The organism is Shewanella sp., assembly GCF_047975355.1.
In the GTDB taxonomy this organism is placed as follows: domain Bacteria; phylum Pseudomonadota; class Gammaproteobacteria; order Enterobacterales; family Shewanellaceae; genus Shewanella.
This window is the reverse complement of the sequence record NZ_JBKEDJ010000020.1, coordinates 38,027-64,132: the sequence shown is the minus strand read 5'-3', so window position 1 is coordinate 64,132 and position 26,106 is coordinate 38,027. Positions and strand designations below refer to the sequence as shown.

The window sequence follows — 26,106 nt, the reverse complement described above, 5'->3', positions numbered from 1 at the left end:
AAAGATGGGCTTAGTGTAACGTGTTTGGCGGCTAAGATGTATGTCTGGCTTAACAAAACTTGGGGTTGTGCGCAGGAGGGTGAGGTGGAGCCTAAGCTAAGGCGCAGGTTGCCTATCACCTCGTATAACAAGATGGAAAATGAACAGTTATTAGTGGTTAGATAATATTATCGACGATTTTCTTTATCTGCCCGCTTAGCCAGAGCAAGTCTTCATTCACCTTATTCGGTTGGTTTTTTTGCACGAGGAAAATCGTCGGCGCCTCGGTATGGGCGTACAAACGTTCGGCCTCCAGTTGCGACAATTGGCAGGTGTGTAGCTCGGGAATATCGCTCACCATTTCATAGACCACTCGATAGGGCAACAATGAAATCGTCTGGCTCTCGCCGAGATATTCAAACAAGCTGGAAATACTGGTAATAGTAATTTCAGTATTGAGTTTTATGCCATTTTTAATGCAGAACTCCTGATATGGACTGAGCCTCGTGCTGGGATTACCGAGATCTGTGTTGACATAGGGATACTCGGCAATGGTCTCAAGCGTGATTTCGCGCTTAAAAATCGGATGGTTACGGCTAGCGATGAGGTAAACCTTTCCCATGCGCTGCAAGGTGGTCGTTTGCAGTTTGTCACCGAAGGCGGCCACATCGGCGGTGCTCTTATTGCAGCAAATGCCTAAGGCCACATCGCCATTGATGATGTCCTGCGTCGTGTGCAGCGACCATGGGGTGATATTAATCTGCATGGGCTTTTGCTCTTCCTTAATGGCCTGCATCAAAGCCTTCGGAAACGCATAGGCAATCAGGCCTGGCGCTGCGATTTCAACATGGGTTTTGACATGGCTTGCATTCGCTGCGCGCACCTTTTGAAATTTATCCGAGCATTCTATGGTTTTTTTCGCAATAGGATATAAATGAGTCACAAACTCATTTGGAAATAAACCGTACTTTTTACGAATGAAAAGCTCATCACCAAATGTTTCCCGCAGGTTTTTAAGGCTGCGACTTATTTTAGGTGCAGGAATATCTAACGCCTTGGATACATAGGTTGCAGACTTGTTTTCATATAATGAAACAAGTATTTTCAAACTCAAAATATCGAGGCTATCCATGTTGTTAATATGCATTTTTTATATTCCTTAATATTGGGTAATACCATATAAATAAAGCATAATTATGGTGTCGACTATTAAAGTTAATGTGAAATCAGTCTCAAGTCTAGCACCTTTTTTTTATCTATGTATAACCGGTTTTTTGATTTTTATTTTTTCATTTTTCAAAAAATTATTTTTAATTTAATTCGAAATTCTAGTTTGTGATATTTGGTTATTTGAATTTCATTTTTTCAATTAACCATTATCAATATATGCATTTAAGATTTATGTTAAACGGTAATGTGTTCTGTATCTTAACTTGTTGTTTATGTTTTAGTTGTTAATTTCAAATGTGATCTAGATCAAAAAAATAATTGGGGTTAACAATAATACTGAAGCTGCTTTAAAGGAGATAATAAAAATATAACTGTGTTATTGGAGGCGTATATGAACACTTCAGTCATTCTCAGCTATGCGTTTATGTACTTTGTACTATTCGTCGCGGTACCATTCGTGTTTGTAATGTTTATCATGACTTGCATTAAGTTTTTTAGAGCAGATCCTGATGACGCTCAACATGAAATGAAACTAAAGCCTGTGTTATTTGATGAAGAAAGTTTCAACTTTTTTAAATCACTAAAAACTGTCGTAGAAGGTAAATACGATGTCTGCTGCAATGTGCCATTGGACACTGTATTTGATATGGACCAGCATGATGCTGATTTAAATCATGAATGCCGTCTCGACTATGTGTTGATTGACCATGACTCTTCTGAAGTCAAAATGGTGATCAGCGACGCTGGCAAGCAGACAAACTCACCCATGAAAAAGCTGTTCGGTAAATTCAATATTGGTTTTATTGAAATGAACCAGCATAAACAGTGGGATACCCAAAGCCTTAAGCAAGCTTTAGCCGTCTGACCACGACTGTCGGGTTCGGAACTCTCCGAACCCTGACTTCCTCTCTATATCCCCCATCTATCGATATGAGGACTCGCTATGTCTACACGACAATGGCTGTGGTCATTACGCTTGGGTGCCGTGGCTGTGTTGCTCAGTTTTTCCGCCACGAGTGCTGAACCTGCTCGGCAAATTAACAATGATGCTTGCATGAAGTGTCATAAGCGTAATGGTCAAATGTTAGGGCATCACGGCCAAGATGCCATGAAAATGACCTGTTCAAGTTGTCACGGTGAAAAAGGTGACCACCCTAAAAAACCAAATGATTTAGTACTTTTTGGATTAAATGAGGCATCCGAAACCGCAGCCCAGTTGAAAGTATGCCAAAAATGCCACACTCCCAGCAAACTCAGCTCCCAGGAGTGGACGCATAATGTGCATGCACAAAAAGTGGCCTGTGCTGCTTGCCATAAATTACATAGCCCAACTGATCCTATGGTTGAGATGACGCCTAAGGTTCGCAGTGAGCTGTGCCGTCATTGTCATACAGGCCAGCAGGAGTAAGGTTATGGAAATTTCAAAAAGAAGATTTCTCAAAGGAACATGCGCCCTATTAGCCGGTGCTTCGGGCGCCACCCTACTCGCTACGGTGAGCGCCTCGAATGAAGCGAAGGCCGAACCCAGTGTGAAATATGCCCTAATCCACGATGAGACAAAGTGCATAGGCTGTAAGGCCTGTGAGCTCGCATGCCGTGAAACCAACCATGTGCCAGAGGGTGTTGCTCGGCTGAAGATAGAGCAAACCGGACCCTATGGGGAATATCCGAACCAATTTTATCACTTCAGCCGTAGGTCTTGCCAACACTGTGAAGACGCGCCCTGCGTCAATGTCTGCCCAACGGGAGCCGCCTTTATCGATAAAGAGACGGGAATCGTGGCGGTGGATGCGTGGAAGTGTGTCGGCTGCCAATATTGTATCGCGGCCTGCCCATACAAAATCCGCTTTATTAATCCCGTTACCCACGCCGCGGACAAATGTGATTTTTGCCGTGAAACCAACCTTGCTCAAGGTAAACAGCCCGCCTGCGTCGCGGCTTGTCCGACTAAGGCATTGGTGTTTGGCAACTTAAAGGATCCGGGTTCAGAGGTGGTACAAGTGCTGAAGGCCAACCCAACCCAAAGGGCTAAGGTTGACCTAGGAACGCGGCCAAAACTGTTCCGTATCGTGGCCAAATCAGGGGAGGTGGCAATATGAGCGCCCTACATTTTGATACGCTAGTGTGGCATTGGCCGATCGCGATTTACCTGTTTTTAGCCGGGGCATCGGCCGGCGCTATGTTCTTTGCGGTGTTACTCAAACATTTTGTGTTAAAGCATAACGCCTACCAGTCTGGCTTTGTGCAGGCGGCCTGTATTGTGGCACCTGTGGCGGTGATGGCGGGTTTGGGCATCTTGGTCTTGGACTTAACTAAGCCCTTAGATTTTTGGAAGATCTTAGTCTTCTATAATCCCAAGTCAGTGATGTCGATGGGGGTGCTGATCCTGCTCATCTACCAAGTCTTTATGTTTATGTGGATTGGTTTGTTATTCCGTAAACCTATCGATGCCTGGTGTGAGAATCGCTTTCCCATAGTGCTTAAGCTGACTGCTTGGTTGGGCCGCTTCGAGGCAACGGTTACCGGTTTGTTGGTGATCTTCTCCCTTGCGCTTGGCGCTTATACCGGCTTTTTACTGTCGGCCTTACCCGGCTATCCGATGTTGAAAAACCCCGTGTTGCCATTGCTGTTTTTAGCTTCGGGACTGTCATCCGGCGCCGCATCTTCTCTGCTGGGTGGCGTGCTGCTTAATGCTAACCCTAATGCCAAGGAAGTGCACTTTATCCATAAGGTTGAGATCCCATTGATTTTGGTGGAGATAGTGCTGATTTTCACCTTCTTTATGGGCTTAGTGCTATCCGGTGGTCAGAGTAAGTTTGCCGCCTTCAATGCCATAGGTTATGGCTTTTGGGGATGGGTCTTCTGGATTGGTATCGTCGGACTGGGATTGTCTGGTCCACTGGCGATGAACCTGTTTATGACGGCCACTTCAAAACGTAAATGGGCCTATGTTGCTGGTACCGCGTGTCTTAGTCTGATTGGTGTACTGTTGCTACGTAACTTTATTCTCTATACGGGGCAAATGACGGTGGTTTAATGGGGCATGGTTCGCCCGATGCAAAGATAAGAAGGATTACGGTGAATGGCGAAGCGGTGTCTAAGGAATGCACTGTGAGTTAACCGCCTTTGATTACACTGGCTGAAGTAGTTAAAGGTGCGTTGCCTTGTCGCGATTTACTGTCACAGGGAGGTTATTGGGAAGGGAAGCCACATTTTTGGTATTGTTTGCCCTGCCTCCACAAGGGCCTCGCCACCTTTATTCCTTAGGGGTGGCGTTTCTTGTTTGGGGGCATAGCAAGTTATTCACCCGCGTTATTAATCCACTCACTCATCACCACATGGGTTTTGATTTTAATGATGTCCGTGTGGGTATCGATATATTCACGAATTTCATGCAAGCGGCGCATCGATGGGGCGTGCACATACACCAGTAAATCCATATCGCCAGAGATACCACGGCAAGTGATCACCTCGGGGATGGCTATGGAACACATGCACGACATCGGCGCAGCGCGGGCATTTATGCTGGATTTCGAAATAGGCCGACACGCCCTCTTTTTGGGATTCGCTCAGCAAAACCTGATAGCCACGGATTACCCCGGTTTGCTCGAGTTTTTTGATCCGCTCGGCAACGGCGCTACGGGAAAGGTTTACCTGCTCAGCAATACTGGAGATACTCTGGCGTGCATCTTGGCGCAGGTTGTGGATGATGGCAGTATCAAACTTATCCAACTTGGACTCCGATAAAAACGGGTTGTAAAAAAGTGTGAGGCAAATCGCTAAGACAGGCTAACATGAGTTGAGCACCGCGTGCATAAACGGCGCCGTCATTTTACTGGAAATATGCATTTTTGCCGTCATTTTGCCGGTGTTTGCCACGAAGAACACTGAGATTGACGGCAGATTGCGGCGTAGAATCTCACTATACTGACGGCTTCAAAACCACTGAATTTTAACAGATGAACTCACATAGCGGAACTATAGGACGTTGGCAAGGCGCAGGCTTAATGGCCACCACTTTGCTGGGCACAGGGGTGTTTATTCTCCCGCAAATGACAATCGACAAAGCTCAGGCTGGCGCGCTTATCGCCTGGTCACTCCTGACCTTGGCGATTATTCCGGTGGCGCTGATTTTTGGCCGACTGGCGAGCATCTTCCCCCATGCTGCGGGTCCCGCTTATTTTGTCGAAAAGGCCTTTGGTCGAACCGCTGGCCGTACTATTGGGCTGATTTTTTTGCTGGTGGTGCCCATGGGCGCACCGGCCGCGATTTTGATGACCTTCCAATTTGTGAATGCACTCATTCCCCTCGATGGCTGGCCTAAGGTTGGCGCCGAGGTATTAGTGATTTTCGGCTTATTCCTGCTCAATCTGCGTGGCATTCAAGTCTCGGCCAAACTGCAATTTGGCTTAACCCTTTGTATTGTGGCGATTGTGGTGCTGTTATTTGGGGCGAGCAGTGTGCAACCCGGGCACTTAACCTCATTAGCAAGCTATGGCACGCCAGAAATCCCCACCATTATGATTGCCGCAGGTATCGCCTTTTGGAGTTTCCTTGGGATTGAGGCCATGACTCACCTCGCCGATGATTTCCGCCGTCCACAACAGGATATGATCCCAGCGATGATGATGGGCACTGTGCTGGTGGGCATTATTTATGTGGCCTGTACCTTGATTTTACTGTTAGTGCCGACCGATAAAAGCGTGGCCATGATTGGCGTGTTTGATGCGCTCTTGGGCGGCTATGGCGCACAAGTGATCGGTGTGCTGGGGATTGCCAGCGGTCTTGCCACGGTCAACGTGTATGCCGCCAGTGCCGCGCGTCTTATCTGGAGCTTTAGTAACGAAGGTATTTTGCCGCGCTGCTTTGCGGTAAAAAATCGTCACGGTGTGCCTATCCGTGCCTTGGCGGCGTTACTCAGCGTGATGGCGAGTGTGATAGTGCTGACTCATATCACGGGCCAAGAGCTCGAACATTTGATTGCCTGGAGCAATGGGGTGTTCGTGGTGATCTACTTAATGGCGATGTTAGCCGCAGCTAAGTTATTACCCCGCAGCAACTTACCCTTAGTGGTACTAGGTTGTGGTTTTTGTTTGGCATTAGGGATCGCACTCGGAGCGAGTATGACCTACGTGTTGGTGTTGATCCTGTTCGTGGCCCCATTCCTGTGGTGGCAGAAGACACATATCAGTCGCAAACAGAGCTTAGCGGTGAATAAAGTTTCTTCGTAGCTGACGATGTGAGCTATCACTAAGGCCATAGAGCTAAATTTAAACTCTGAACGAAAGACCAGAACGCTAACCGCTACGCGTTCTGGTCTCTTGCTGTTATATCTTCTGATCCAGTTTAAAATCGAGTTGCACCTGTTGATTCAGTTGTGGCACGGCCTTGCCCGAATCAAACTTAGGTTTGTATTTCCAGTTTTGCACCGCTGACAGTGCTGCCTTATCAAACACCCGCTTCGGGTTGGCATCGAGCACGCGCACATTGCTGACAGTGCCATCCGCGGTAATATCAAATCCCACGACCACATAACCTTCCTTGCCATTTTGTGCCGCATCAATGGGATAACGAGGTGACACTTGCACAACAGGTAGGGCTTCGGCCGTCATTGCCGATTGGGTAAAGAGCGTGGTTTGGGTCGGCATTTCGGGGGTAAAAGTTTGAGAGTTGAAGTCAACGACCTGATTGCTTTCGCCCGGAGCTGTGACGCGTTCTCTTGCTGGAATGGGTTTAGGTGGCTCAGGTTTACGGCTTTCCTTCGGCGGAATTGGTGTTCGCTCAGTCATCAAAATATTGATTTGTGGTGCATTGCTCGCTTGTCCGCTCAAGGGCTGCGGATTATGGATAAGTTGTGCCATAAAGACGAACAAACCTAAAGTGACGATTGCGCTGACAAGGATAATACCTGTGCGATTAACGAGTGCGTTTTGGCCCATAGTGCTTCCCTACAATGGATAAACAAGATTTAATCTATATCACTCATTACTAAATTTTAGAAACATTTATTTACAAATAAGCATAATTGTTGAGCGATGTTTTATGGGTTGGAATGGCCTGAAGTATAAGCCTATCGTGCTTGCCGAGCGGATTTGAGGGGGATTGCCACTTGTATTAAAAGCCGTTTGAAGGAAGGCAAAAGTTGCAGACGCCATTGATATACGGCGATATCTTTGCAAGCGAGGCTAAGTTCTGTGTTCTATATTTTGATCATTCACGTCGAAGGAGAATAAATATGGATTCTGCTGCGCTACTGAGTCGAGTCGATGACTTACCTCGTTTACCTAAAGCCATTAGTGAACTGCTCGAGGTGGTGAACGATGATAATGCCACGGTCAAAAACATTGCGACTAAGGTGTCCCACGATCCCTTGATCAGCGCTAAGGTGCTGAGGCTGGCCAACTGCGCCCATTACGGTCACAGCCGCGAAGTGGGCAGCATTGACGAAGCTGTAGTGCGCCTAGGCATGCAGACGCTACGAACCTTAGTCTTGGCTTCAGCGGTGATGGGGTCGGTGCCTAAATGCCAAGGGGTCGATTTGGCGCAGTTTTGGGGGCAAACATTTGAAATTGCACTCTACAGCCAAGAGATGGCCAAACGTTGCGGTGTGCAGCCCGATGAGGCTTTTACCTGCGGTATCCTCCACCGGATTGGTGATTTATTGATTGCGGCGATTTCTCCCGAAGATGCTGAAAAAATTACCGAAGCCGTTGCCCAAGGTAAAGATAAACATACCTTTGAGCGTGAACTCCTTGGCTACGATTCCCCCGATATTGGTGCCCTGTTGGCTCAAAACTGGAAATTTACCCCCGCGTTGGTACAAGGAATTCTGTATCAGGATCACCCCAAGGATTCGAATCCTTTCTCTAAATTGGCGGCATTGTTATGCCTAGCCTATAAAGTGCTGGAGGATTGGGACAACATTGAAGATGACGATAAAACAAGTTGGTTATCGCAATTGGCGACCAAGAAAGGCTTAAAGATGGAAATGGGTGGATTGCGAGCCAAGTTAACTGAGTTGAGAGGCGCAGGGTTCGAGATTGGTAAGGCGCTTGCTTAAGCCTGTTTGATCAACAAGCGGCAATCTTAATCGTGAGAATCAAAGCATGAATGGCATCACTGCAATTCATGCTTTTTTATTGCCTGATCTTAGAGTGCCGCTTGGGTGGCTTCGATAGCCTGATTACGCATCTGAATAAGTTCGCTGTGCTTGAGATACAGCAAATCGGCGGTGCGGCGAATGATCTGATCTTCGTACTGGGAGAGTTGCCCATCGGCATAGGCTAACTGCCACATCGCGAGTAACAATTGCTGCTTCTGTTCCACGCTAAACTCGGTATTAATTGTATTGGTAAACTCAAACAATGAGGTGGCATTACCTTGGGCTTTTTTGGCTTCTTCAATCAGCTCGCTGGCTTCCTGTACTGGCATAGACAATGTTTCTGTCAGTAGTGTCGGCAATAACGCCATTTCTTCCGATGCCAAAGTTTCATCGGCAAACACCACTTCGAGCAACATGCTCGCTGCCGCCAACTTGAGTTGATAGGCTTTTTCCTCGGGGGAGATGGCCTGGGTATGGGATTGAAGGAATCGTTTCAGCTTAGCAATCATAAAAGGGCACTGCTCTGGCAAGAAGGACTAACTAAATAGAGTGATTTTTACTATCAAAGTTCACCCTAAGCCATGGGCTTAGGGTGAGAGGCAAGGATTACAGCAGGGAATTTAGGCCCTTCATCAGGAGATCTGAGCTGCCTTCGGCGCCATTCGTCTCATGGTAAGACTTAGCGATATCGATCATAGGCATGGCTAACTCTTTAGAAATCCCTAATTTTTCAAAAGCATCTAACACCATTGCACTGCCCTGTAGGGAAGTGCCAATATTGCCAGCCTTAGACAACAGGCCAGAAACGCCTGAATTCGCATCGAGTTTAGGCGCCGCGGCTAATAGGCTGTCGGCATTAGGAATGCTGGCCGCTAATTTGGTGTAATCATTCGACCCTAGGCTAGACTGGGCTAAGCCTAACAGACTGCCTAAACCACCTTCGGCTTGGGTTTGGCTTAAACCGAGTTGCGACATAACGCTGCCAACTAACTCGTTTGACTCAGTAGCGGTACTGGTAGCAGCTTTTTCCGTTTTGGCTTGTGTTCCGGCAAGGTTATCTAACCAGCCTGCGCTGGCGGGAGCCGCCAAAAGACTGGCGCTAATCAGAATCGAGAGAGTGAGAGTGTGTTTCATAGAGTGGCATCCTTTGAGGGTTTGCGCGCAATTAAGGGTGACAGTGTAACGGCTTTGCGACTTTTGTTGCAGCAGTTTTCTGTGATTAACGGTTCACTCAAGTGATTTGTGTTGTGCATTAGGCTGGGATTTTCGGTATCCTTAGCGGCAATTCACGGTGTTAATTTACTTCAATTATTTTGGAAAGGCGCATGTCACTATCCGCAATTTTGACCGAAGCTTATAACTTTTTCCGTAATCATCTCACTCAGCTTGCCATACTGACAGTGCCATTGCTGTTAGTGCAGGTGGGTATTCAGCTATGGCTAGGCACAGAGATGAGCAAAGTCGATCTGGAAAATCCACAGTTTGGCGCACCGCATATGATCGCCATGATGCTACTGCTGTTGATTTTTTCGGTACTGATTGCCGCATTAACGCTGTTTTTAGAGCTGAGATCCCAAGGGCATAACCCATCGGCCGGCATGGTATTGAAAGCCAGTTTACCCTTTGTGCCGCCATTGCTGCTGGCTGGGGTATTTTCTGGACTGGCGATTTTAGCGCCTGTGATGTTATTTGCCGCTTTCGGTCCAATGTGGTTAGTGGGACTCGTCATCAGCTTCTATCTGTTCGCCCGCCTAGCCTATGTGAACTTTATGGTGGTGGTTGAACGTTTAACGCCGCTGGAAGCTATTAAGGCAAGCTTTAGCTTTAGTGGTCCAATCGTGCTGAAAACCATCGCCTTATTGATGCTTTACTTGCCGCTTTCAGTCATTGGTGCTCAGCTCTCTGGTGCCGCGTCTCTGGGTGGCCTACCTGTGCAAATGCTGGCGGATACCTTGATGGCTTTTATCGGTTTATTCGTTAACTTAGCGCTGTTCCGCCTATATATGGTGACGAAAAAGCCAACTGCGGAATAACATCAACTGAGTGCATTCGAGCTGAGGTAAGGATATATGGAGATAGGAGCTGAGTTACTGGATAGCGAATTTATCCAAGGGTTTTCGGCCTCTCTCCTCGATGATTACCTCAACGCCAAAAACTATGTGCAGGATGTGCCCACTCAGTCACTGCTGCATATCCGCAGTTTTACCCACAGGTTGACCGAACTGCTCGGGCAGGGGAAGGATGTCTCCTTTACCAGCCCGAATCTCTATGATCGTATCGAACTGCTAAATCAAAAGCGTTTGATCGATGTGAAAACTACCAGAGCCTTACATCGTCTGCGTGGCGACGGTAATCGTGGCGCTCATCCTGAAAAATACCATCTAACTCAAGAGCAATTGCTCGCCTTGGCCCAAAAGGCCATTAAAGATGTGCTGGCCTTAATTGAACACTTGTATCCTAAGGTGATAGGGCGTGCAGCTCCCGCTTACCGTTACCAAGCCAGCGATGCTGTCACAATCAAAGATCTCTGTTACCGCGCGGTCATGGAAGACGATCCTAAGGCGCAATACCTTGTAGGGATCTCTTTTAAAACCAAAGGATTAATGCTTAAAGAGCAAGAGCTTGCCTTGGTCGACCAGTCCTACGGCAATGACGATGAAAATGGCCCCGCAGTAAAGGACGTGGCGCAAAAAGCCAGCGATTCTTTTGCCAAAGCCGCCTATTGGTTTGCCCTTGCTGCGCCAAAACACCCTGAGGCACTCTATGAACATGGTGTCGGACTTATCCACGGTTATCACGGACCGGCCAATACCATTGAGGGTGAGGCGGTGATTGCCAATGCCGCGGAGGCGGGCGTAGTCAATGCGATGGCGCTACTGGGTTATTTTTATCTGGTGGGCAGCGAGTCATTTAAGCCGGATTTAGTCCAGGCGAAACACTACTTACAACTGGCGGCCGAGGGCGAGCAAACCGAAGCCATGGCAAATCTAGGTGTGCTTTACTACCAGACGAAAGATCTGCCCCAAGCCTATTATTTTATTAGTAAAGCTGCCCAAGCGGGTTATCCCCATGCCCAGTACCATTTGGCCTTAATGCTCGCCAATGGCGACGGTTGTAAGCGAGATCCTATCGTCAGTGAATATTGGATGGCCGAAGCGGCTGAGCAAGGTCAGCTCGATGCAATGTTCACCCGCGCACAGCATATGCTAAACGATGAAAGTGGTTTGGGTGGCGATGTGAGTCAGGCAGAGCGTTACCTGCGTGAAGTGATTAAATATGGTCACAGCGTGCCAGCCATGATTGAACTGAGCATGGCGCTCGCAGACGGTATTTTAGGGCGCATCGATGTGGTGGGCTCAGCGGCGCTGCTCAACCTCGCGCGTCGTCATGCCAATGCCAAAGAGGCTGAGATTATCGAGCCCCTATGGCATTCGCTCGCATTGCAAGTTGATACTGTGCTGGAAATGACACAAGATCCCGGCGAGATTCAGACCCTTAAGCGCGCAAAAACTATACTAAGCGCTTAGTATTATTTCTCATCCTGTTGATGTTCAAAGGTGCGGCCACGATATTGCTCCGCATGGATTTCACGCACCACATTTGTGGAACGATAAAACTCAGTCTCTTGGCTTGCTGCCTCCTGCGCTTGTGCTTGGGCACGATTAAACTTACTCACTTGGCGCGCCACATAAATACGGCTAAATAGTACTAGGCTGCCGAGCGCAATTGCACCGAACAAAAGCACAAAAGGTAATAAAAACAGAGATAAACAAATTAGGCTTACACTAACGGCCATGGCTAACCAAGCCCGTGGTCCTGAAATTCGTGGCTGAAATGGGCTCTGTTGAAATTGTTGATAGATCATAAGAACTCCTCATCAAAATGGGCGAGCCGTAAGGCGAATGGTCTAAGGATTTGCCAAATTGACATCATCGAGAGGCCTCTTTCCCAATGCTATGGAGAATCAGTGTGCAATAAATAAGCGGATGAGGTCACGTTAATTTGGGTTAATTTACGTTCTTTTACGTCTACAAGCTTAAATTGTTATGCAATCTGGCCTGCTGTGTTTTTTGGTTGGTATTATGTTTTAAATGATTTAAATAAGATTATCTTTATGTTTTTACTTAATTATTTATTAATTTGATGATGAGTGATTCTTTGTTTATTGTGCAATATGTGCGAAAATTTAGCCGATATTATGATTGGTTTTGGCAAAAACTGTAAATTTGCGACATTAAGCGCCAACCTCTCATCCCTCACTTCCTTCTGTGCTGTGTAAAACCGTAGATACCAAATGAACTCATATTCGCTTAAACAAAAGATCCTGATTTCGGTCGTGATCGCGCTGTCCCTCGTGATCGGCTTGCTGTCATGGCAAAGCTTTTCCAGTCAAAAATCATTATTGTTGCAAAATAGCTTAGAACAGGTGCAACGCTTAGGTGAACAACAGGCCGAGCGTATTCAAGAATGGCTTGCCGGACGTCAAGATATAGTGGGTGCATTAGCATCTAAGGTTGAAGGTGACAGTTTAAATGCCTTACAGCAAGCACAGGCTTCGGGACGATTCCAACTGACCTATTATGGTACTCAGACGGGGCAAATGCTGGACTCAGATCCTAGCATAGATCGTGCGGGCTACGATCCGAGAACGCGCCCTTGGTATAAACAGGCGATGAATGAGCGTGGCTTAATCCTGACTAAACCCTATGTCGACGTGGCGTACAATGTGTTAGTGGTCACTATGGCACAGGCGACTTCCCAAGGTGTTGTGGGTGGTGATCTCTCGATTGCGAGCCTGGTCGAGAGCGTGAATCGCATGACTCTACCCGCCAACGGCTATGCGATCATGATGCACAAAGACGGTACTGTGATTGCTTACAAAGAAGCTTCGAAAGCGATGAAGCCAGTTGGCGATATAGACAACGACTTGAATCGTGATTTACCCCAGCAGAGCCGTCAGGCGGGTGCTTTATTGCCCATGTATTTTGAGAATGAGGGCCGCGACAAGTTAGTCTGGGGCGTCGATATTCCCAATACCGATTGGGAGCTGGTGATAGTGCTGGATAAGGAGACTCTAGAGGCACCTCTGACCGATCTTCTGCTGACGCAATTTGGACTTTCCGTCGTAGTGTTATTACTGAGCGTATTGGCGATTTCTTGGCTGGTAAGTTTACTGCTCGGGCCGCTAGGGCGTGTCTCACAGGCACTTGCGCGGATTGCCGATGGTAATGGCGACTTAACTCAACGTATCGAGGTCGACACTCAAGATGAAGTGGGTGTACTGGCCGATAGTTTTAACCGTTTTGTCGGCAGCCAGCATCAACTGATCAGCCATATTCGTCAGTTAGCCAGCGAGCTAGATGCGGATGCTGAGCGCAGTCTTAAAACCAACCATATTGCCGTGGCAGAGTTGCAACGTCAGCAGCAGGAAGTGGCCATGGTGGCAACGGCGGTGACCGAAATGGCGAGCGCGACCAATGAAATTGCCGCTAATGCGGAAAACACTGCAACTGCGGCGCAGCAATCGGCTACGAGTAGTTTCCAAGGCAAAGAGCTGGTCAATAAAACCCGCAGTTCGATCAACTCCTTGGCCGATGAAGTCGCTCAGGCAACAGACGTGATTGAAGATTTAAGTCGCCATGCTCAGTCTATTTCCAGCATTTTAGCGACAATTCAAGGGATTGCGGAGCAAACTAACCTATTAGCACTCAATGCGGCGATTGAAGCAGCCCGCGCGGGTGAGCAGGGCCGCGGTTTTGCGGTGGTCGCCGATGAGGTGCGGGTATTGTCGCGTCGGACGCAAGATTCGACCCAAGAAGTGCATGCGACCATTGAAACCCTACAACGTACCACAGCTAAAGCGGTAAGTTTGATGGAAAGCAGTCAAATGCTTGCGGGCAACAGCGTGGAAGATGCTAATGCCGCCGCTAAGGCGCTGGAGGAAATCACCCAAGCCGTGAATGTGATTTCGGATATGGCGGGGCAAATTGCCACTGCTGCTGAGGAACAAACTCAGGTTACGGGGGAAATCACCCAAAATACCGTGGCGATCAAGGACGTGACCGACGAAATCACCGAGGCGGCGAAATCGGATCTGACTCAAGCCCAAGCATTAAAGGCGCGTGCAAATGATCTCAATGCCCAGGTCGCGACCTTTATTCTATAGGTGTGTTTAGTTGAATAAGCCCAGGATACGCTTGTACCCTGGGCTTTTTTATGTCTTTTATCTTAGGGTTGCATAAGCTTTTCAACACTTTGGCAGATGGTATCGCGCATCCATTTATGACCTTGGTCTTCATCGTTGCGCTGATGCCAGAGCAGCACGTAGGCCATAGGGATAAATTCAAAGGGCAGAGGCAACAGCCTCAGTGGATACAGCTTGCATGCGTGCAGTGCAAAGCTCGATGGTAAGGTAAAAATCAAATCACTGTGGGCACAGATGCTGGCCGCGCCATAAAAATCGGGCACTGTCGTGCTGATTTTACGCCTGTGGCCAAGGTCGGCCAGAAAGTAATCCAGCGCCCACCAATCACTCCCTTCACAGCGCACCTGCACATGCGCCATATCCAAATACAAATTTAAATCCCACTGGGACGAGGTGAGTGCGGTCATCAAAGGATGATCTTGGCGCACCAAACACACTTGCCTGTCGGTAAACAGGGTTTGGCAGCTAATGCCATCTGGGAGTCTGTCCGTTTGCGAGTCTGACAGCGGGTGTAGATCCCGCCCCGAGATCCCAAAGTCAATTTGCCCCTGCTGCAAATCGTGCATCGATTTCTCGGTCCAAACATAGGAATCGAGCTTAAGGTTCGGCGCGGTGCTTAACAATGGGCCGATAAAATAGGGAATTAAGGTTTCGTAGGCGCTTTCAACCATGGCAAAGGAAAACTGCCTGTTACTGCTGGCCGGTGTAAACGTCGGTGGCTGAGTGAGTTGATATAAGTCCTGCAAAATATTCGGCAACTTCAGCCCGATATTGAGCGCATGCGCCGTGGGTTTTAGGCCATGGGCAGTGCGTTGGAACAGGGGATCATCTAGAGTTTCTCGCAGGCGATTCAAGCTCTTGCTCAACGCCGACTGGCTAATATGTAATCGACTCGCTGCGCGGGTGACACTCTGTTCTTCGAGCAAAACCTTCAATATCACCAGTAAGTTGAGATCGATTCTGGCTAAGTTGTCGAGATTCATAGATATTCCTCAGAGGAAATTCACTTTGGAAATTATACCATTTCTGTTCATACCTTGAGTTATTTAAAATAGCGCCCACTGAAATACCTTTTACTGTTTAACCGAGATAAGTTTTATGCGGCGTAATCTGTTACCTATTTTGATGTCTTTGGTGCTACTCAGCCCATTGGCGATTGATATTTATCTACCTTCTATGCCAACCATGGCGGCAGAGTTCGCCGTGTCTGCCAGTGAAGTACAGTCCACATTAGTACTGTTTTTATTTGCTATGGGTGTGGGTCAAATTTTGATTGGTCCCTTAGCCGACCGTTACGGACGTCGACCCGTGGCCCTTTTTGGCGTGTTGCTCTATGGCGCGAGCAGTTTGCTTGCCGCCGCTGCGATTGAATTCCATTGGTTACAACTTGCCCGTGTGTTGCAAGGGTTAGCGGCGTGTTCAACCTCGATTGTGGTCTTTAGCGCGGTGCGTGACTGTTATTCGCCCAAGGAAGGCGCCCGTATCTACAGCTACTTAAATGGGGCTATCTGCGTGATCCCCGCACTGGCGCCCACCCTTGGCGGGCTATTAGCCATGCAATTTGGCTGGCGCTCGACCTTTGTGTTTATGACCCTATACGCGATTTTGATGATGCTCTTGGTGGGTTATCGTTTACCCGAAACTCGTCCAGCCAATACCGTTAGCAGTGGTCCCTTGTACCGCTGGAGCCGTTATAAGCCTGTGCTGAGCAATACCCATTTCTTGTTCTATGCCTTTGCTTGTATGTCGGCGATGGCGGCGATTTTAAGTTATGTGTCATACTCTCCCGTGTGGCTTATCGGCCATCTAGGAGTGTCAGAGTTAGCTTTTAGTGGTTTGTTTGGTTTGAATGCTTTGGTCAATATTGTGGCCTGTTTTGCCGCGCCAGTGGTGATCCGCAAGTTAGGCAACCGTCCAACCGCCATCCTTGCCTTAGTGTTACTGGTGCTCTCGGCGGTGTTGATTATCGCAGCACAAGCATTTGGCCCAAGTGTGGGTATGGCTGCCGCCTTCGCCTTTATGCTGCCTATGATGTTGTTGTGTATTGGTTTTGCTTTTTTATTAGGCCCTGCGACCAGTATGGCGCTGTCTGCCTTTGGCGAGCGCGCAGGAACTGCAACAGCGATGTTAGGTTTTATTCAGATGAGTGGTGCATCAGTGATTGCGGGCCTAGTGCAACAAACTAACCTGACCGCACCCTATGCTGTGGCGTTAGTGATGGGAGTATTTTCTATCGGATTACTCTCTATGATGGCGTTAAGCCGCTTCGACCACTGGCACCAAGAGCAGTTAGCCGCCGAGCATTAGTCATACGGCTAACCTACAAGACACCCTTTGCCCGTAGCTTATTTGACCATAGCTATGGGCATTTTTTTAGAAGCGACCGTTGATGCCTATGGCCAAGAGGACATCATCTGCATCTGAATCAATGAATTTTGAGATACTTGTCTGAGCGGAGATAAAATCAGTAATTCGCCAGTAGTAAGAAGTATAAATGGTTGAGGGATCATCCTCATCTTGGATTGTATGACTTGCTCCCACGGCCCAAGATTTGTTGATAAACCAACGTGCGCCGAGGTTCAAAGATGTGTCATTACTCGTATAATGGTAATCGCTGCCAAAGTCGAAAGTTGATGAACTCTCACGGTGCGAATAGCCTAAGTCTGCGTACAGGTCAACGCCTGCTGTTGATTCTAATGGAATAAAACTACGAATACCAAGGCCCACAGTGTCGACGTTAATTTCACCTTTATAATATGTCTCATAGGCAAGATCAGTATTATCAGTAGAATATTTCAGGTAAACGGCCGAATTGGCGTTAAAGTAATAACCGAGTTTGGCACTGTAGTTATTTGTCTCCTGATAATCACTATCTATCATTCCATAACTGAGCCCAATAAACCATTTTGAATCAAAAACATATTCTCCATTAATGCGATAGAAATCGGAATGTTCACTAACGTTATAACCAACACTGATATTAGATGATTGCGCTAAAAAGCCGCTAAGTGCATAGGGAACAGTATTTTGGCTAACAGGCGTAAAGTAATAACGGTAATCCGCATCCCAAGAACCATCGCTAAACTCGTCAGTTGAACTGGCATACACTAGGCTTACATCATGCTGGTAAGTGTTATCTGTTGCGGCGAAGGTTGTGGTGCTGGTAAGGGCGAGTATGAGTGCGAGGTTGAGTCGATTAACGAGCATTGCAGTTCCTTTTGTTATTGTAACGGGTATAACACCTTAAAGTGATATGGGATTTCACTATCGTTGGGTCCTAAGTTGCGGAAGATACGCCTTGTTAACAAAATGTCAACATCGCTTCGAATTCAACAACTAAACAGAATGCCATACCAAGCGGAGCGAACTGCTATACTGCGGAATAATTGTTTTAGAGAGAACTTGTTTTGACCCGCCACTATTGCCCTATTTGCAGTTATCCCCTCAATACTTGCCTCTGTAATTATGTGCAGCCGATACAGCCGCAAACGCAGCTAGTGATATTGCAGCATCCATCGGAAGTTGAACATAAAAAGAATAGCGTCAAGGTATTAAGTCTAGTGGTCCCCGACACTCAGGTGCATGTGGGGGAGACTGAGGTGGATTTTGCCTTATTGCGGGAGCAATTAAGCCGATGTCGACGCCCTATCTATCTTGTGTATCCCTCTGAGCAGAGTGTGAGTGTTGAGAGTCAGACGATTCCTGCCGATTCTGTGCTGTTGTTGATCGATGGCACCTGGCGAAAGGCTTTTAAAATACTGCAGTTAAATCCTTGGTTAGCTCAATTGCCGGCGGTGCACTTGGCCGAATGTTATGCATCAAGATACAAGATCCGTAAATCGAGTCGCAGCGATAGTCTGTCAACCTTAGAGGCTAGTGTTTATATGCTAAAGGCGCTCGACGCGGATTTAGATGTGTCGCCTTTATTGAATGCCTTCGATGCGATGGTGGATATGCGCATTCGGGCTATGCCTGCCCAGGTGAGGCTCCGTTATCAGGACAGGGAGTAAGTGTTTTTAAATTCTTACGTTTTTGAGACTCCGTACGAATTAAAATAGTTAAAATCTTATTCAGATCACGCTAACGTAACTTAAAACAAGGTTTAATAGCGACGATTCATTTGCACCGCAAATGATGAGATAGCTTTGCCAGCCAATTGCTTTGCAGGGGAGTGATTCCATATTTTATGGTGCGCTGGCAGGGCTATCGAGCCAATGAGTCAACCTGACAAATCTACTCAATAAACAAGTCAATGTTTCCCAAATTACTGCCAAGCCTTAAGCGATACACCTTTCGGCTAAAAAGGCTTGAGTAAACTGCTCAACCGAACTGGGATAGCCAAACAAAAAGCCTTGGGCAAAGCCTTGCCCCATATGAGTAATAATGTCTTTTTGCTGCTGCGTTTCTATGCCTTCTGCCACAAAGTGAATGTCGAGTGCCTGTGCTAATTGCACTATTGCATGGCAAAGCTTTTGTCCCGAGGCATCATTAAGACGCATGGCAAATTCAGCATCAATTTTCACACTGTCTATCGGTAAGGTTCCCAAACGACTCAGCGACGAGAGACCCGTGCCAAAGTCATCAATCGCGATGCCCACACCTAAAGCTTTGATGCGCTCAAGGGTTTGGCGGGCTAACTCGGGTTGGCGTAAAAGTGCAGACTCGGTGATTTCTAAAATCAGTGCTTCAGCGGGCAGGGCTACCATTTCTAGGGCGCTAATCACTTGGCTGACAAAATCCACATGCTCCAGCTGTAGGGGAGACACATTGACCGACACCTTAAAATCAGGCTGATAACTTGCGCGCCATATTGTTGCCTGTTTACAGGCCTGCTCCAATGCCCATTGTCCAATGGTGATGATTAACCCCGTTTCCTCGAGTAAGGGGACGAACTCTGCCGCCTCATAATGCTCGCTTGGGGATTTTTGCCAGCGTAGCAGCGCCTCGGCACCAATGGGTTTATTGGTGTGTAAATCGACAATCGCCTGATAGGCGAGGTTGAACTGTTTGAGGCTATGGGCATGTCTTAGGTTATTGATAAGCTTTAATTTCAGCTCGGCGGCTTGGCTCATCGCTTTATCATAAAACACGAGATGCGGTTGATTTTTCTTGGCGCTATACATAGCTGTATCGGCCAAGCTAATCAGTTGGCCCGCCTGATCACTATGGGTTGGGAACAGCGCGATACCAATACTGGTGCCGAGGAAGAACTTTTGCCCTTCGATTTCGAACGGACTGTCGAACAGGCTCAAAATTTTCTGGGCAAACAATTGGATTTCTTCCTTACAACTGCATTCCTGCAGCACTAAGGTAAATTCGTCGCCACCCATACGGGCAATATCGGCCTTCTCGATGCAGCCCGCTTCCAAACGCGCGGCCACCAGTTGCAGTACTCTGTCACCCATGGAATGACCAAAGCTGTCGTTGATATTCTTAAAGCCATTGAGATCTAAAAACATTAGGGCGCCGAGGGCCGAAGGGTCATCCTTCAGTTTGTCGAGGGCACTATTGAGTATTTGCTTGAGATGATAACGGTTCGGTAACCCCGTTAGCGTGTCATACATTGCTCGGGTTGTAAGCTGTGTTTCTAGTAACTTTTTGGTGCTGATATCACTGAAAATATTCACGTGATATAGGGCATTATCATCCGTCTCGATACGTCGACTGCTCTGCCACGCGGGAAAGTGACTCCCGTCAGATCGCTGTTTGAGGGTTTCACCATGCCAAAATCCCCGTTGCTTGAGAGCGGCTTGGCAATCGGTATCTTGCCCTAGCGGCAGGAGCTTAGCCTCTAAAAACTCAGGTGTTTTACCTATTAATTGTTCGGCACTGTAACCGCAGATACGACACATTGCCTTATTAACGGCCAAAATGCGATTGTCTGCATCCGTGATATAAACGGCCTCGGCACTCTCTTCGAGTGTGGTCGCCATTATTTCTTTTGGGATATGGGCAAAACCATCGGAGATTGACGGCCGAACTTGAGTCCGACGGTTGAGTGCTTGTAGCTCAACGAGCACCACGGACTGTTGCTGCAAATGACAAGGGTAGAGTTTTACCTTGGTTGGAAGTTCTTTACCCTGTTGGCTCAGGTGAAGCCAACTGAATTCGACATGGTTCCCCGATGCAGCCTCAAGAATCATTTCTCTCGCAAATTCAACGCTATTTCGCCCAGAAGATTGGATCCTAGGTGAAAAGTCATAGGGTGTGGAATTCAGTAAGGCATCGTATTCGGCGCCAAAATAATCGAGAGTGGCGTTGTTTGCGCTAATAAAACTAAAGCCTTGGATCAAGGCGAGGGGAGTCTGATGGGGACTGTCTTGCCAGCGTGACAGCTTATCTTGCAATACAGAATCATCTGTACTGAGTTTATTGAGCAAGTGTTGCCATCTGATCATCTAGGATACTCCCTTGTGACGCAAATTAAGGTCACATCCTATAGCTAGGTACTTCGTCTATAACGAAATTAATCCAAATAGTACATCATTCCAACGGGGTTAAAATAAACTTAATCGAGATTTTGCTCAAATAACAACTAAAAACTGACAGATTAAGATAGTTGTTTTTCTGCCTTATACGAAAATCATGCTAACCCATCACTGGCAAATACGTTTTTATGCTATGTTCTGCCTTGAATGTTCAGTTTGCAGTGTCAATCAGCCGAGGAAGGACTCTAAGGAACATAGGATGCCAAAATTTATCCCAATCATTGCATTAAGCATGTGTGCCGGAATGTTATCACCCTCGGTGTACGCGGCTGATCAGCCGAAACCACGGCTGACCTTAGAGCAACGGGCCGATAAGGCGCGCATCGACTCGCAGCGTATCGAGCAGGCGCAGCTTGAAAAGGCCCGCCGAGCCGCCCAAGAAACTTCGGTTCGGGAAGAAAAAATCCGCCAACAGTCCAATCCGCAGGATTGGGAAGCCCAACAAAAGCTTAAGGCTCAAAAGCAGTTCGATGAAAGGGAAAGCCGCGAGCAAAAATATCTACAAGAAGCCAAGGAAGCGGCTGCCAAAGAGCGTAAAATCCCCAAACCTTAGTTGTTAGTTCTTTTACTTTAAGGGCAACATTCACAGTTTGCCCTTTGATTCTGCTAGGAATTACCGTTGAACACCTGTCCTCTCTGCCATAGTGCCGATTTAGTGGCTTACCACCAAGATAAACGCCGCCGTTACCAACAGTGTCAGAACTGTGCCTTGGTGAGCGTGCCCGCCGAATTTTATCTGAGTCCTGAAGCCGAAAAAGCTGAGTATGATAAGCATGAGAATCATCCACAGGATATCGGTTACCAGCAGTTTTTAGACAGAACCCTCGCCCCCTTGTTGGCACGCTTTACCCCTTCGGCATTAGGGCTAGATTTTGGTTGTGGTGAGGGCAAGGCATTGAGTCTGATGGCGCAAGCGCGGGGCTATCGGATCGAAAACTACGATCTCTATTACGCTAACAATCCCGAATTACTCGCACGGCAATACGATTTTATTACCCTGACTGAGGTCATTGAGCATGTGAGTGATGCCGATGCGTTATTGAGCTTATTAAACTCCTTACTCAAACCAAAAGGCATTTTGGCCGTGATGACCAAGCGAGTGCTCAATCCCACGGCATTTAGCTCTTGGCATTATAAAAATGATCCCACCCATATTAACTTTTACTCTGAAGCCACCTTTCAGTGGCTCGCCGAGCATTACGGCTGGCAACTGGAAATCATCGACAAAGACGTGGTTTTTTTGCATAAAGCCCACTAGTGCGCTTGGGGCTTTTGCTGCCGCAGATAAGTTGGGATCTGCAAATTTTCTAAATCGAACTTCGATGGTTCGGGTTCGGATATTGGTATGGCAGGACGCTTAATAAAGTCATGTACATTGATATAGCTATCATCAACCGCCTGGGTATGGTCTGGATTTCCTGACCGCACGAATCCAATCCCCGTTGCGATCACCATGATTTCGAGCTCCGATTCGAGGTCAGGGTCGATAGTGAGCCCAATAATCACTAGGGCATCTCGCGGTAATTGCTCATGTACAGTTGCGCCGATTTGGTTGTATTGACTGAGCTCTATCGTGTCTTTTGCGACAACACTGACAATTGCCGCTTGCGCTTGATTGAGTTCGATATTATCGAGCAAGGGATGTTGCATGGCGCGTTTAACCGCCGAGATAAGGTCCTCATCGCCTTGAAGGCCGCTCACGCCCATTGCGGCGCGACCTTGGCGGCTGATGACGGAAATAAAATCATTTAAATCAATATTGATAAGTCCAGCTTGGCTGATGGTATTGGCAAGCCCCAATAACACATCCTGTAAAATTTTATTACTCTCTTTGAAGGCATTAAGCAGGGTCACTTTTGCCCCAAGCACCTCGGCAAGCTTATCGTTGGGGAGAACGATAACGGCATTGGCGCTCTCCAATAATTCCTGTAGTCCGGCTTCGGCATTGGCTTTTCTGTGCTGGCCCTCAAAGCTAAAAGGCATGGTCACAACGGCGATAACAGGTTTGGTTAACTCTCGAGCGAGCTTTGCCACCTGTGGTAGCGCGCCCGTACCTGTACCACCGCCTAATCCCGCGGTGAGAAACACGATATCGCTATGCTGCATTTGTTCAGTTAATGCCTGCGCCGACTCAATCGCTGCTGCGCAGCCGACATCGGGCTTGGCGCCTGCGCCTAAGCCTTTCGTCGTTTGTGAACCAATTTGAATACGGTAATGGCTGCTGGTGGCGGCCATGGCTTGGGCATCGGTATTGACGGAAATTAATTCTACGCTGGATGGCAGATTGACTTGGCTGAGTTGATTAATGGTATTACAACCACAGCCTCCGACGCCGAATACCGTTAATTTGGGCATGGCGCCAGTGGCGGTTTCATGAATTAGTTCAAACATAGCGACTCTCACAGTTAGCAATGGTAAAGCAAGACTAACCTTGAGTTGCGACTCAGCTTGTCGCATCAATGCGATAAACGGTTTAACGGTATTTCGCCGCCATTTTTTGGCTGAGTGCGGCAAAGTGCTCCCGCAGTTTTACCGGTGCCAGTACCTCCACGGTATCGGCCATTTCCCACAATGCTGTGCGCAGCTTTGGGGTGTCCGAGACGCATCTTCTCGCCACGCGAGCCCTGTGCGGTTTTATTGATATCAAAATCGGCACTCTTAACCGCCGCGCTGGGCAATAGCTGCGCGTTACGCAGTAAGCCTATCGGTTTGTGGTGGCGGCGCTTATCAAAACTGCCAATGGTAAAAGCGAGTAGCGCCACCCCATCGCGAATTAAAATTCCTTGTGGATTTATAGGGTTGTAATGCAGCCAATGCATTTTACCATTGATCCATTTTTTGATATCGCAGCGAATTTGTTTCTTATCCAAAATAGCTTGCTGTATGACTTCTAAAGATTGAGGTTGGTGCTGGGGTAGGATAAAGGGGTAAGGCTCGGGAAGCTGTGCGACTCTGCACGCCCAATAGAGCCAAGGATTTTCTGGATCGCTAGCCAGCACCTGATCGGCCCTGTCGAAGTAGGGCTGTAGTTGCTGCAAGCTTTGTGGTGGCATTAACTGACTCGCACTGCGCTTTAAGGTGGTTAACGCCAGCGCCATATGTTGGTCCATTAGATCTAGGTTCAACCCGCGCCAGCAGGACTCAATCGACCAACCATAGGGCTTGTTTCTATCATCGAGGCGTAAGCCAAAGGTGCCCATTTCATACATGGCCTTTAAATCCCTTTGCACCGAACGCTTACTGATATCCTGCGTGCGGTTTGCCAGCCGTTCGACTAATTCGTTTACCGAGATTTTACGTGGCGCTCGCGGGATTAAGCTCAGTAGTGTCACTTGGCGTTGAAAGTTAGGCTGCATAGTGGATTTTTCGATGTTTAGCGGAATAACAGTATATTAATCAAAGGCTGCGACAAAAGCTGTCGCAGGTTTCGAATGGTGTGTGAAAATCTCTCAAAATCCCGACTGACTCACCTTATGCGAGTGATCGCTTTGCCTCGTCTTTTGATTTCAGAAGGCCATCAACAATGGGTTTTCGCATATTTTGCAAGCTGCGTGATTTACACTGAGTGCACTAAACATCCTTGCGCAATGTCTCCTTACTATTAAATCTATTAACAATTTCTCAATGTCCGTGTAGTTTAGATAGCTTATAAAAACAACAATAGGTTATCGCTATGACTGTATCCTCGGTATCGCGCGCTTTATCAACATCCTCAGTAGCCACATCCTTTGCACCTTATGTGAGTTCATTCGGTGTGAGTACATCAAGATTCACCAAGAGCTTACTCGCCTCTGCTCTAACTTTGAGCTTGCTGGGCGCAGGGGTCAGTTCTGCCGATGCGGCGCAGTCCGATGCGGCTAAGTTGGCGGCGGGTGTGGAGCAAAAGGTGATCGACTGGCGCCGTGATTTGCACCAACATCCTGAGTTATCTAATCGCGAGTTTCGCACCAGCAAGATTATCGAAAAGCATCTGAAATCCCTCGGGTTAGAAGTACAAACGGGTATCGCCCATACTGGCGTTGTTGCTATCTTGAAAGGCGGAAAGTTAAAGGGCGGTAAACCCGGCCCTTTGATTGCGATCCGTGCAGATATGGATGCGTTGCCAGTGACCGAAGTCGTCGATGTGCCCTTTGCCTCCAAAGCGACGGATACCTATCGCGGTCAAACCGTAGGGGTGATGCATGCCTGCGGTCACGATACCCATGTGGCTATGTTAATGGGCGTGGCCGAAAACTTAGTGAAAGTGAAAGATAGCCTTGCCGGCGATGTGATGTTTATCTTCCAACCCGCCGAAGAAGGTGCGCCCGATGGCGAAGAGGGCGGTGCGGAATTAATGCTAAAACAAGGACTGTTTGCCAAGCGTAAACCCGACCAAGTGTTTGGCATGCATGTGACTTCGAGTATGCCAAGCGGCATGATTGGGGTGCGTAGCGGCCCTGCCATGGCGAGTGAAGACTCCTTTACGATCAAAGTGAAAGGTCGCCAAACCCATGGTTCGCGTCCGTGGAATGGCGTCGACCCTATTGTCGCCGCGGCGCAAATTATTACCAATGTGCAAACCATTGTCAGTCGTCAGGTGGATATTACCAAAGCGCCCGCTGTGGTGAGTTTTGGCGCAGTAAATGGCGGTATTCGCTCGAATATTATTCCCGATGAAGTGGAACTGATTGGCACCATCCGCACCTTTGACCAACCTATGCGTGCCGATATTAAGGTGCGCTTGGCTGAAATCGCCGAGTTATCGGCAAAAACTTTAGGCGCCACCGCGACAACCGAAATCCATCAAGGTTATCCCGTGGTGGTGAATAATCCCGAATTGGTCGCCAGTATGCGCCCCGTGCTTGCTAGCGTGGTCGGCGATAAGATGCTGATAGAGCCAGGATTGATCACAGGTGCCGAGGACTTTTCCTTCTATGCCTTAGAGTCACCTGGGATGTTTTTCTTCCTTGGTGTGACACCAAAAGGCACAGATCCTGAAACGGCGGCCAGTAACCATTCTCCCGCCTTCTATGTGGATGAAAGTGCGTTAAAAGTTGGCGTTGAAGCCATGACCAAGGTTGCCCTTACGGCACTTAAGGCGCAATAAATCGCTTAAGCCTTATTCCGTCAGCTTTTCGGTATAACTTGAGCTTACAAAAAATCGGCGCGGGAAGGCCTTCCCG

Annotated in this window: 24 protein-coding genes and 1 pseudogene; 14 read left to right on the top strand and 11 right to left on the bottom strand. The window is 47.8% G+C overall.

Annotation, left to right across the window (positions count from 1 at the left end):
• Positions 1–157: 157 nt before the first annotated feature.
• The gene (locus ACK5NH_RS07645; RefSeq protein WP_416918880.1) at positions 158–1,126 is read right to left on the bottom strand and encodes a LysR family transcriptional regulator; all 969 of its coding nucleotides are present in this window, start codon (positions 1,124–1,126) and stop codon (positions 158–160) included.
• A gap of 414 nt (positions 1,127–1,540) precedes the next feature.
• Here ACK5NH_RS07645 and ACK5NH_RS07640 point away from each other — a divergent pair, with 414 nt between their 5' ends.
• The 4 genes from ACK5NH_RS07640 to nrfD all read left to right on the top strand — a co-directional run bounded on the left by ACK5NH_RS07640 (position 1,541) and on the right by nrfD (position 4,186).
• On the top strand, positions 1,541–2,014 hold the full coding sequence (locus ACK5NH_RS07640) for a hypothetical protein (protein WP_416918878.1): 474 nt from the start codon (positions 1,541–1,543) through the stop codon (positions 2,012–2,014).
• Positions 2,015–2,092: 78 nt separating this feature from the next.
• Positions 2,093–2,557: a nitrite reductase gene (locus ACK5NH_RS07635; protein ID WP_416918876.1), complete on the top strand. Its 465-nt coding sequence runs from the start codon at positions 2,093–2,095 to the stop codon at positions 2,555–2,557.
• Positions 2,558–2,561: 4 nt separating this feature from the next.
• Positions 2,562–3,248, top strand: coding sequence for a 4Fe-4S dicluster domain-containing protein (locus ACK5NH_RS07630; RefSeq protein WP_416918874.1), 687 nt, complete (start codon positions 2,562–2,564; stop codon positions 3,246–3,248).
• Complete coding sequence (gene nrfD / locus ACK5NH_RS07625) at positions 3,245–4,186, top strand: cytochrome c nitrite reductase subunit NrfD (protein ID WP_416918872.1); 942 nt, start codon at positions 3,245–3,247, stop codon at positions 4,184–4,186. Before ACK5NH_RS07630 ends, nrfD begins: the two co-directional genes overlap by 4 nt.
• A gap of 262 nt (positions 4,187–4,448) precedes the next feature.
• Here the strand turns inward: nrfD and ACK5NH_RS07620 are convergent.
• A pseudogene (locus tag ACK5NH_RS07620) lies at positions 4,449–4,881 on the bottom strand (Lrp/AsnC family transcriptional regulator).
• A gap of 227 nt (positions 4,882–5,108) precedes the next feature.
• On the opposite strand from ACK5NH_RS07620, the gene yjeH reads away from it, so the two are divergent.
• Complete coding sequence (yjeH, locus tag ACK5NH_RS07615; protein WP_416918870.1) at positions 5,109–6,380, top strand: L-methionine/branched-chain amino acid transporter; 1,272 nt, start codon at positions 5,109–5,111, stop codon at positions 6,378–6,380.
• A gap of 96 nt (positions 6,381–6,476) precedes the next feature.
• Here the strand turns inward: yjeH and ACK5NH_RS07610 are convergent, their stop codons facing one another.
• Positions 6,477–7,088 (bottom strand): energy transducer TonB, encoded by a 612-nt coding sequence (locus ACK5NH_RS07610; RefSeq protein WP_416918868.1) that lies wholly within the window; start codon positions 7,086–7,088, stop codon positions 6,477–6,479.
• A gap of 296 nt (positions 7,089–7,384) precedes the next feature.
• Here ACK5NH_RS07610 and ACK5NH_RS07605 point away from each other — a divergent pair, with 296 nt between their 5' ends.
• Complete coding sequence (locus ACK5NH_RS07605; RefSeq protein ID WP_416918867.1) at positions 7,385–8,209, top strand: HDOD domain-containing protein; 825 nt, start codon at positions 7,385–7,387, stop codon at positions 8,207–8,209.
• Between the two features lie 89 nt (positions 8,210–8,298).
• Here the strand turns inward: ACK5NH_RS07605 and ACK5NH_RS07600 are convergent, their stop codons facing one another.
• Complete coding sequence (locus ACK5NH_RS07600) at positions 8,299–8,760, bottom strand: TerB family tellurite resistance protein (RefSeq protein ID WP_416918865.1); 462 nt, start codon at positions 8,758–8,760, stop codon at positions 8,299–8,301.
• Positions 8,761–8,857: 97 nt separating this feature from the next.
• Positions 8,858–9,385, bottom strand: coding sequence for a DUF2780 domain-containing protein (locus ACK5NH_RS07595; RefSeq protein WP_416918863.1), 528 nt, complete (start codon positions 9,383–9,385; stop codon positions 8,858–8,860).
• 191 nt (positions 9,386–9,576) lie between these two features.
• Here ACK5NH_RS07595 and ACK5NH_RS07590 point away from each other — a divergent pair, with 191 nt between their 5' ends.
• Both ACK5NH_RS07590 and ACK5NH_RS07585 read left to right on the top strand, forming a co-directional pair.
• Entirely contained in the window at positions 9,577–10,284 is a 708-nt protein-coding gene (locus ACK5NH_RS07590; protein ID WP_416918861.1) for a hypothetical protein, read from the top strand.
• Between the two features lie 36 nt (positions 10,285–10,320).
• Positions 10,321–11,778, top strand: coding sequence for a DUF4145 domain-containing protein (locus tag ACK5NH_RS07585; protein ID WP_416918859.1), 1,458 nt, complete (start codon positions 10,321–10,323; stop codon positions 11,776–11,778).
• Positions 11,779–11,780: 2 nt separating this feature from the next.
• Here the strand turns inward: ACK5NH_RS07585 and ACK5NH_RS07580 are convergent, their stop codons facing one another.
• Positions 11,781–12,116: a hypothetical protein gene (locus ACK5NH_RS07580; RefSeq protein ID WP_416918857.1), complete on the bottom strand. Its 336-nt coding sequence runs from the start codon at positions 12,114–12,116 to the stop codon at positions 11,781–11,783.
• Positions 12,117–12,545: 429 nt separating this feature from the next.
• On the opposite strand from ACK5NH_RS07580, the gene ACK5NH_RS07575 reads away from it, so the two are divergent.
• Positions 12,546–14,417, top strand: coding sequence for a methyl-accepting chemotaxis protein (locus ACK5NH_RS07575; protein WP_416918855.1), 1,872 nt, complete (start codon positions 12,546–12,548; stop codon positions 14,415–14,417).
• A 62-nt stretch (positions 14,418–14,479) separates the two neighbouring features.
• Here the strand turns inward: ACK5NH_RS07575 and ACK5NH_RS07570 are convergent, their stop codons facing one another.
• Positions 14,480–15,439: a LysR family transcriptional regulator gene (locus tag ACK5NH_RS07570; protein ID WP_416918853.1), complete on the bottom strand. Its 960-nt coding sequence runs from the start codon at positions 15,437–15,439 to the stop codon at positions 14,480–14,482.
• 115 nt (positions 15,440–15,554) lie between these two features.
• Between ACK5NH_RS07570 and ACK5NH_RS07565 the strand changes: the two genes are divergently transcribed.
• Positions 15,555–16,763: a multidrug effflux MFS transporter gene (locus ACK5NH_RS07565; RefSeq protein WP_416918851.1), complete on the top strand. Its 1,209-nt coding sequence runs from the start codon at positions 15,555–15,557 to the stop codon at positions 16,761–16,763.
• Positions 16,764–16,829: 66 nt separating this feature from the next.
• On the opposite strand, the gene ACK5NH_RS07560 is transcribed toward ACK5NH_RS07565, so the two are convergent.
• On the bottom strand, positions 16,830–17,663 hold the full coding sequence (locus ACK5NH_RS07560) for a putative porin (RefSeq protein WP_416918849.1): 834 nt from the start codon (positions 17,661–17,663) through the stop codon (positions 16,830–16,832).
• Between the two features lie 200 nt (positions 17,664–17,863).
• On the opposite strand from ACK5NH_RS07560, the gene ACK5NH_RS07555 reads away from it, so the two are divergent.
• Positions 17,864–18,466, top strand: coding sequence for a tRNA-uridine aminocarboxypropyltransferase (locus ACK5NH_RS07555; protein WP_416918847.1), 603 nt, complete (start codon positions 17,864–17,866; stop codon positions 18,464–18,466).
• A gap of 267 nt (positions 18,467–18,733) precedes the next feature.
• On the opposite strand, the gene ACK5NH_RS07550 is transcribed toward ACK5NH_RS07555, so the two are convergent.
• The gene (locus tag ACK5NH_RS07550) at positions 18,734–20,854 is read right to left on the bottom strand and encodes a putative bifunctional diguanylate cyclase/phosphodiesterase (protein ID WP_416918845.1); all 2,121 of its coding nucleotides are present in this window, start codon (positions 20,852–20,854) and stop codon (positions 18,734–18,736) included.
• A 322-nt stretch (positions 20,855–21,176) separates the two neighbouring features.
• On the opposite strand from ACK5NH_RS07550, the gene ACK5NH_RS07545 reads away from it, so the two are divergent.
• Both ACK5NH_RS07545 and ACK5NH_RS07540 read left to right on the top strand, forming a co-directional pair.
• The gene (locus ACK5NH_RS07545) at positions 21,177–21,497 is read left to right on the top strand and encodes a hypothetical protein (RefSeq protein WP_416919000.1); all 321 of its coding nucleotides are present in this window, start codon (positions 21,177–21,179) and stop codon (positions 21,495–21,497) included.
• Positions 21,498–21,563: 66 nt separating this feature from the next.
• Positions 21,564–22,202, top strand: coding sequence for a class I SAM-dependent methyltransferase (locus ACK5NH_RS07540; RefSeq protein ID WP_416918843.1), 639 nt, complete (start codon positions 21,564–21,566; stop codon positions 22,200–22,202).
• On the opposite strand, the gene ftsZ is transcribed toward ACK5NH_RS07540, so the two are convergent.
• Entirely contained in the window at positions 22,199–23,335 is a 1,137-nt protein-coding gene (gene ftsZ, locus ACK5NH_RS07535) for a cell division protein FtsZ (RefSeq protein ID WP_416918841.1), read from the bottom strand. The genes ACK5NH_RS07540 and ftsZ overlap by 4 nt on opposite strands.
• A gap of 65 nt (positions 23,336–23,400) precedes the next feature.
• Positions 23,401–24,300: a helix-turn-helix transcriptional regulator gene (locus tag ACK5NH_RS07530; RefSeq protein ID WP_416918839.1), complete on the bottom strand. Its 900-nt coding sequence runs from the start codon at positions 24,298–24,300 to the stop codon at positions 23,401–23,403.
• Positions 24,301–24,617: 317 nt separating this feature from the next.
• Between ACK5NH_RS07530 and ACK5NH_RS07525 the strand changes: the two genes are divergently transcribed.
• Complete coding sequence (locus ACK5NH_RS07525) at positions 24,618–26,030, top strand: amidohydrolase (RefSeq protein ID WP_416918837.1); 1,413 nt, start codon at positions 24,618–24,620, stop codon at positions 26,028–26,030.
• Positions 26,031–26,106 lie beyond the last annotated feature (76 nt).

Bases quoted from the DNA above. Each gene is read 5' to 3' on its own strand.
- ACK5NH_RS07630 (WP_416918874.1), top strand. From the start codon at position 2,562: ATGGAAATTTCAAAAAGAAGATTTCTCAAAGGAACATGCGCCCTATTA.
- ACK5NH_RS07590 (WP_416918861.1), top strand. From the start codon at position 9,577: ATGTCACTATCCGCAATTTTGACCGAAGCTTATAACTTTTTCCGTAAT.
- ACK5NH_RS07570 (WP_416918853.1), bottom strand. From the start codon at position 15,439: ATGAATCTCGACAACTTAGCCAGAATCGATCTCAACTTACTGGTGATA.
- nrfD (WP_416918872.1), top strand. From the start codon at position 3,245: ATGAGCGCCCTACATTTTGATACGCTAGTGTGGCATTGGCCGATCGCG.
- ACK5NH_RS07640 (WP_416918878.1), top strand. From the start codon at position 1,541: ATGAACACTTCAGTCATTCTCAGCTATGCGTTTATGTACTTTGTACTA.
- ACK5NH_RS07635 (WP_416918876.1), top strand. From the start codon at position 2,093: ATGTCTACACGACAATGGCTGTGGTCATTACGCTTGGGTGCCGTGGCT.
- ACK5NH_RS07545 (WP_416919000.1), top strand. From the start codon at position 21,177: ATGTGTGCCGGAATGTTATCACCCTCGGTGTACGCGGCTGATCAGCCG.
- ACK5NH_RS07600 (WP_416918865.1), bottom strand. From the start codon at position 8,760: ATGATTGCTAAGCTGAAACGATTCCTTCAATCCCATACCCAGGCCATC.
- ACK5NH_RS07610 (WP_416918868.1), bottom strand. From the start codon at position 7,088: ATGGGCCAAAACGCACTCGTTAATCGCACAGGTATTATCCTTGTCAGC.
- ACK5NH_RS07575 (WP_416918855.1), top strand. From the start codon at position 12,546: ATGAACTCATATTCGCTTAAACAAAAGATCCTGATTTCGGTCGTGATC.
- ACK5NH_RS07565 (WP_416918851.1), top strand. From the start codon at position 15,555: ATGCGGCGTAATCTGTTACCTATTTTGATGTCTTTGGTGCTACTCAGC.
- ACK5NH_RS07525 (WP_416918837.1), top strand. From the start codon at position 24,618: ATGACTGTATCCTCGGTATCGCGCGCTTTATCAACATCCTCAGTAGCC.
- ACK5NH_RS07605 (WP_416918867.1), top strand. From the start codon at position 7,385: ATGGATTCTGCTGCGCTACTGAGTCGAGTCGATGACTTACCTCGTTTA.
- ACK5NH_RS07580 (WP_416918857.1), bottom strand. From the start codon at position 12,116: ATGATCTATCAACAATTTCAACAGAGCCCATTTCAGCCACGAATTTCA.
- ACK5NH_RS07645 (WP_416918880.1), bottom strand. From the start codon at position 1,126: ATGCATATTAACAACATGGATAGCCTCGATATTTTGAGTTTGAAAATA.
- ACK5NH_RS07560 (WP_416918849.1), bottom strand. From the start codon at position 17,663: ATGCTCGTTAATCGACTCAACCTCGCACTCATACTCGCCCTTACCAGC.
- ACK5NH_RS07585 (WP_416918859.1), top strand. From the start codon at position 10,321: ATGGAGATAGGAGCTGAGTTACTGGATAGCGAATTTATCCAAGGGTTT.
- ftsZ (WP_416918841.1), bottom strand. From the start codon at position 23,335: ATGTTTGAACTAATTCATGAAACCGCCACTGGCGCCATGCCCAAATTA.
- ACK5NH_RS07530 (WP_416918839.1), bottom strand. From the start codon at position 24,300: ATGCAGCCTAACTTTCAACGCCAAGTGACACTACTGAGCTTAATCCCG.
- yjeH (WP_416918870.1), top strand. From the start codon at position 5,109: ATGAACTCACATAGCGGAACTATAGGACGTTGGCAAGGCGCAGGCTTA.
- ACK5NH_RS07595 (WP_416918863.1), bottom strand. From the start codon at position 9,385: ATGAAACACACTCTCACTCTCTCGATTCTGATTAGCGCCAGTCTTTTG.
- ACK5NH_RS07550 (WP_416918845.1), bottom strand. From the start codon at position 20,854: ATGATCAGATGGCAACACTTGCTCAATAAACTCAGTACAGATGATTCT.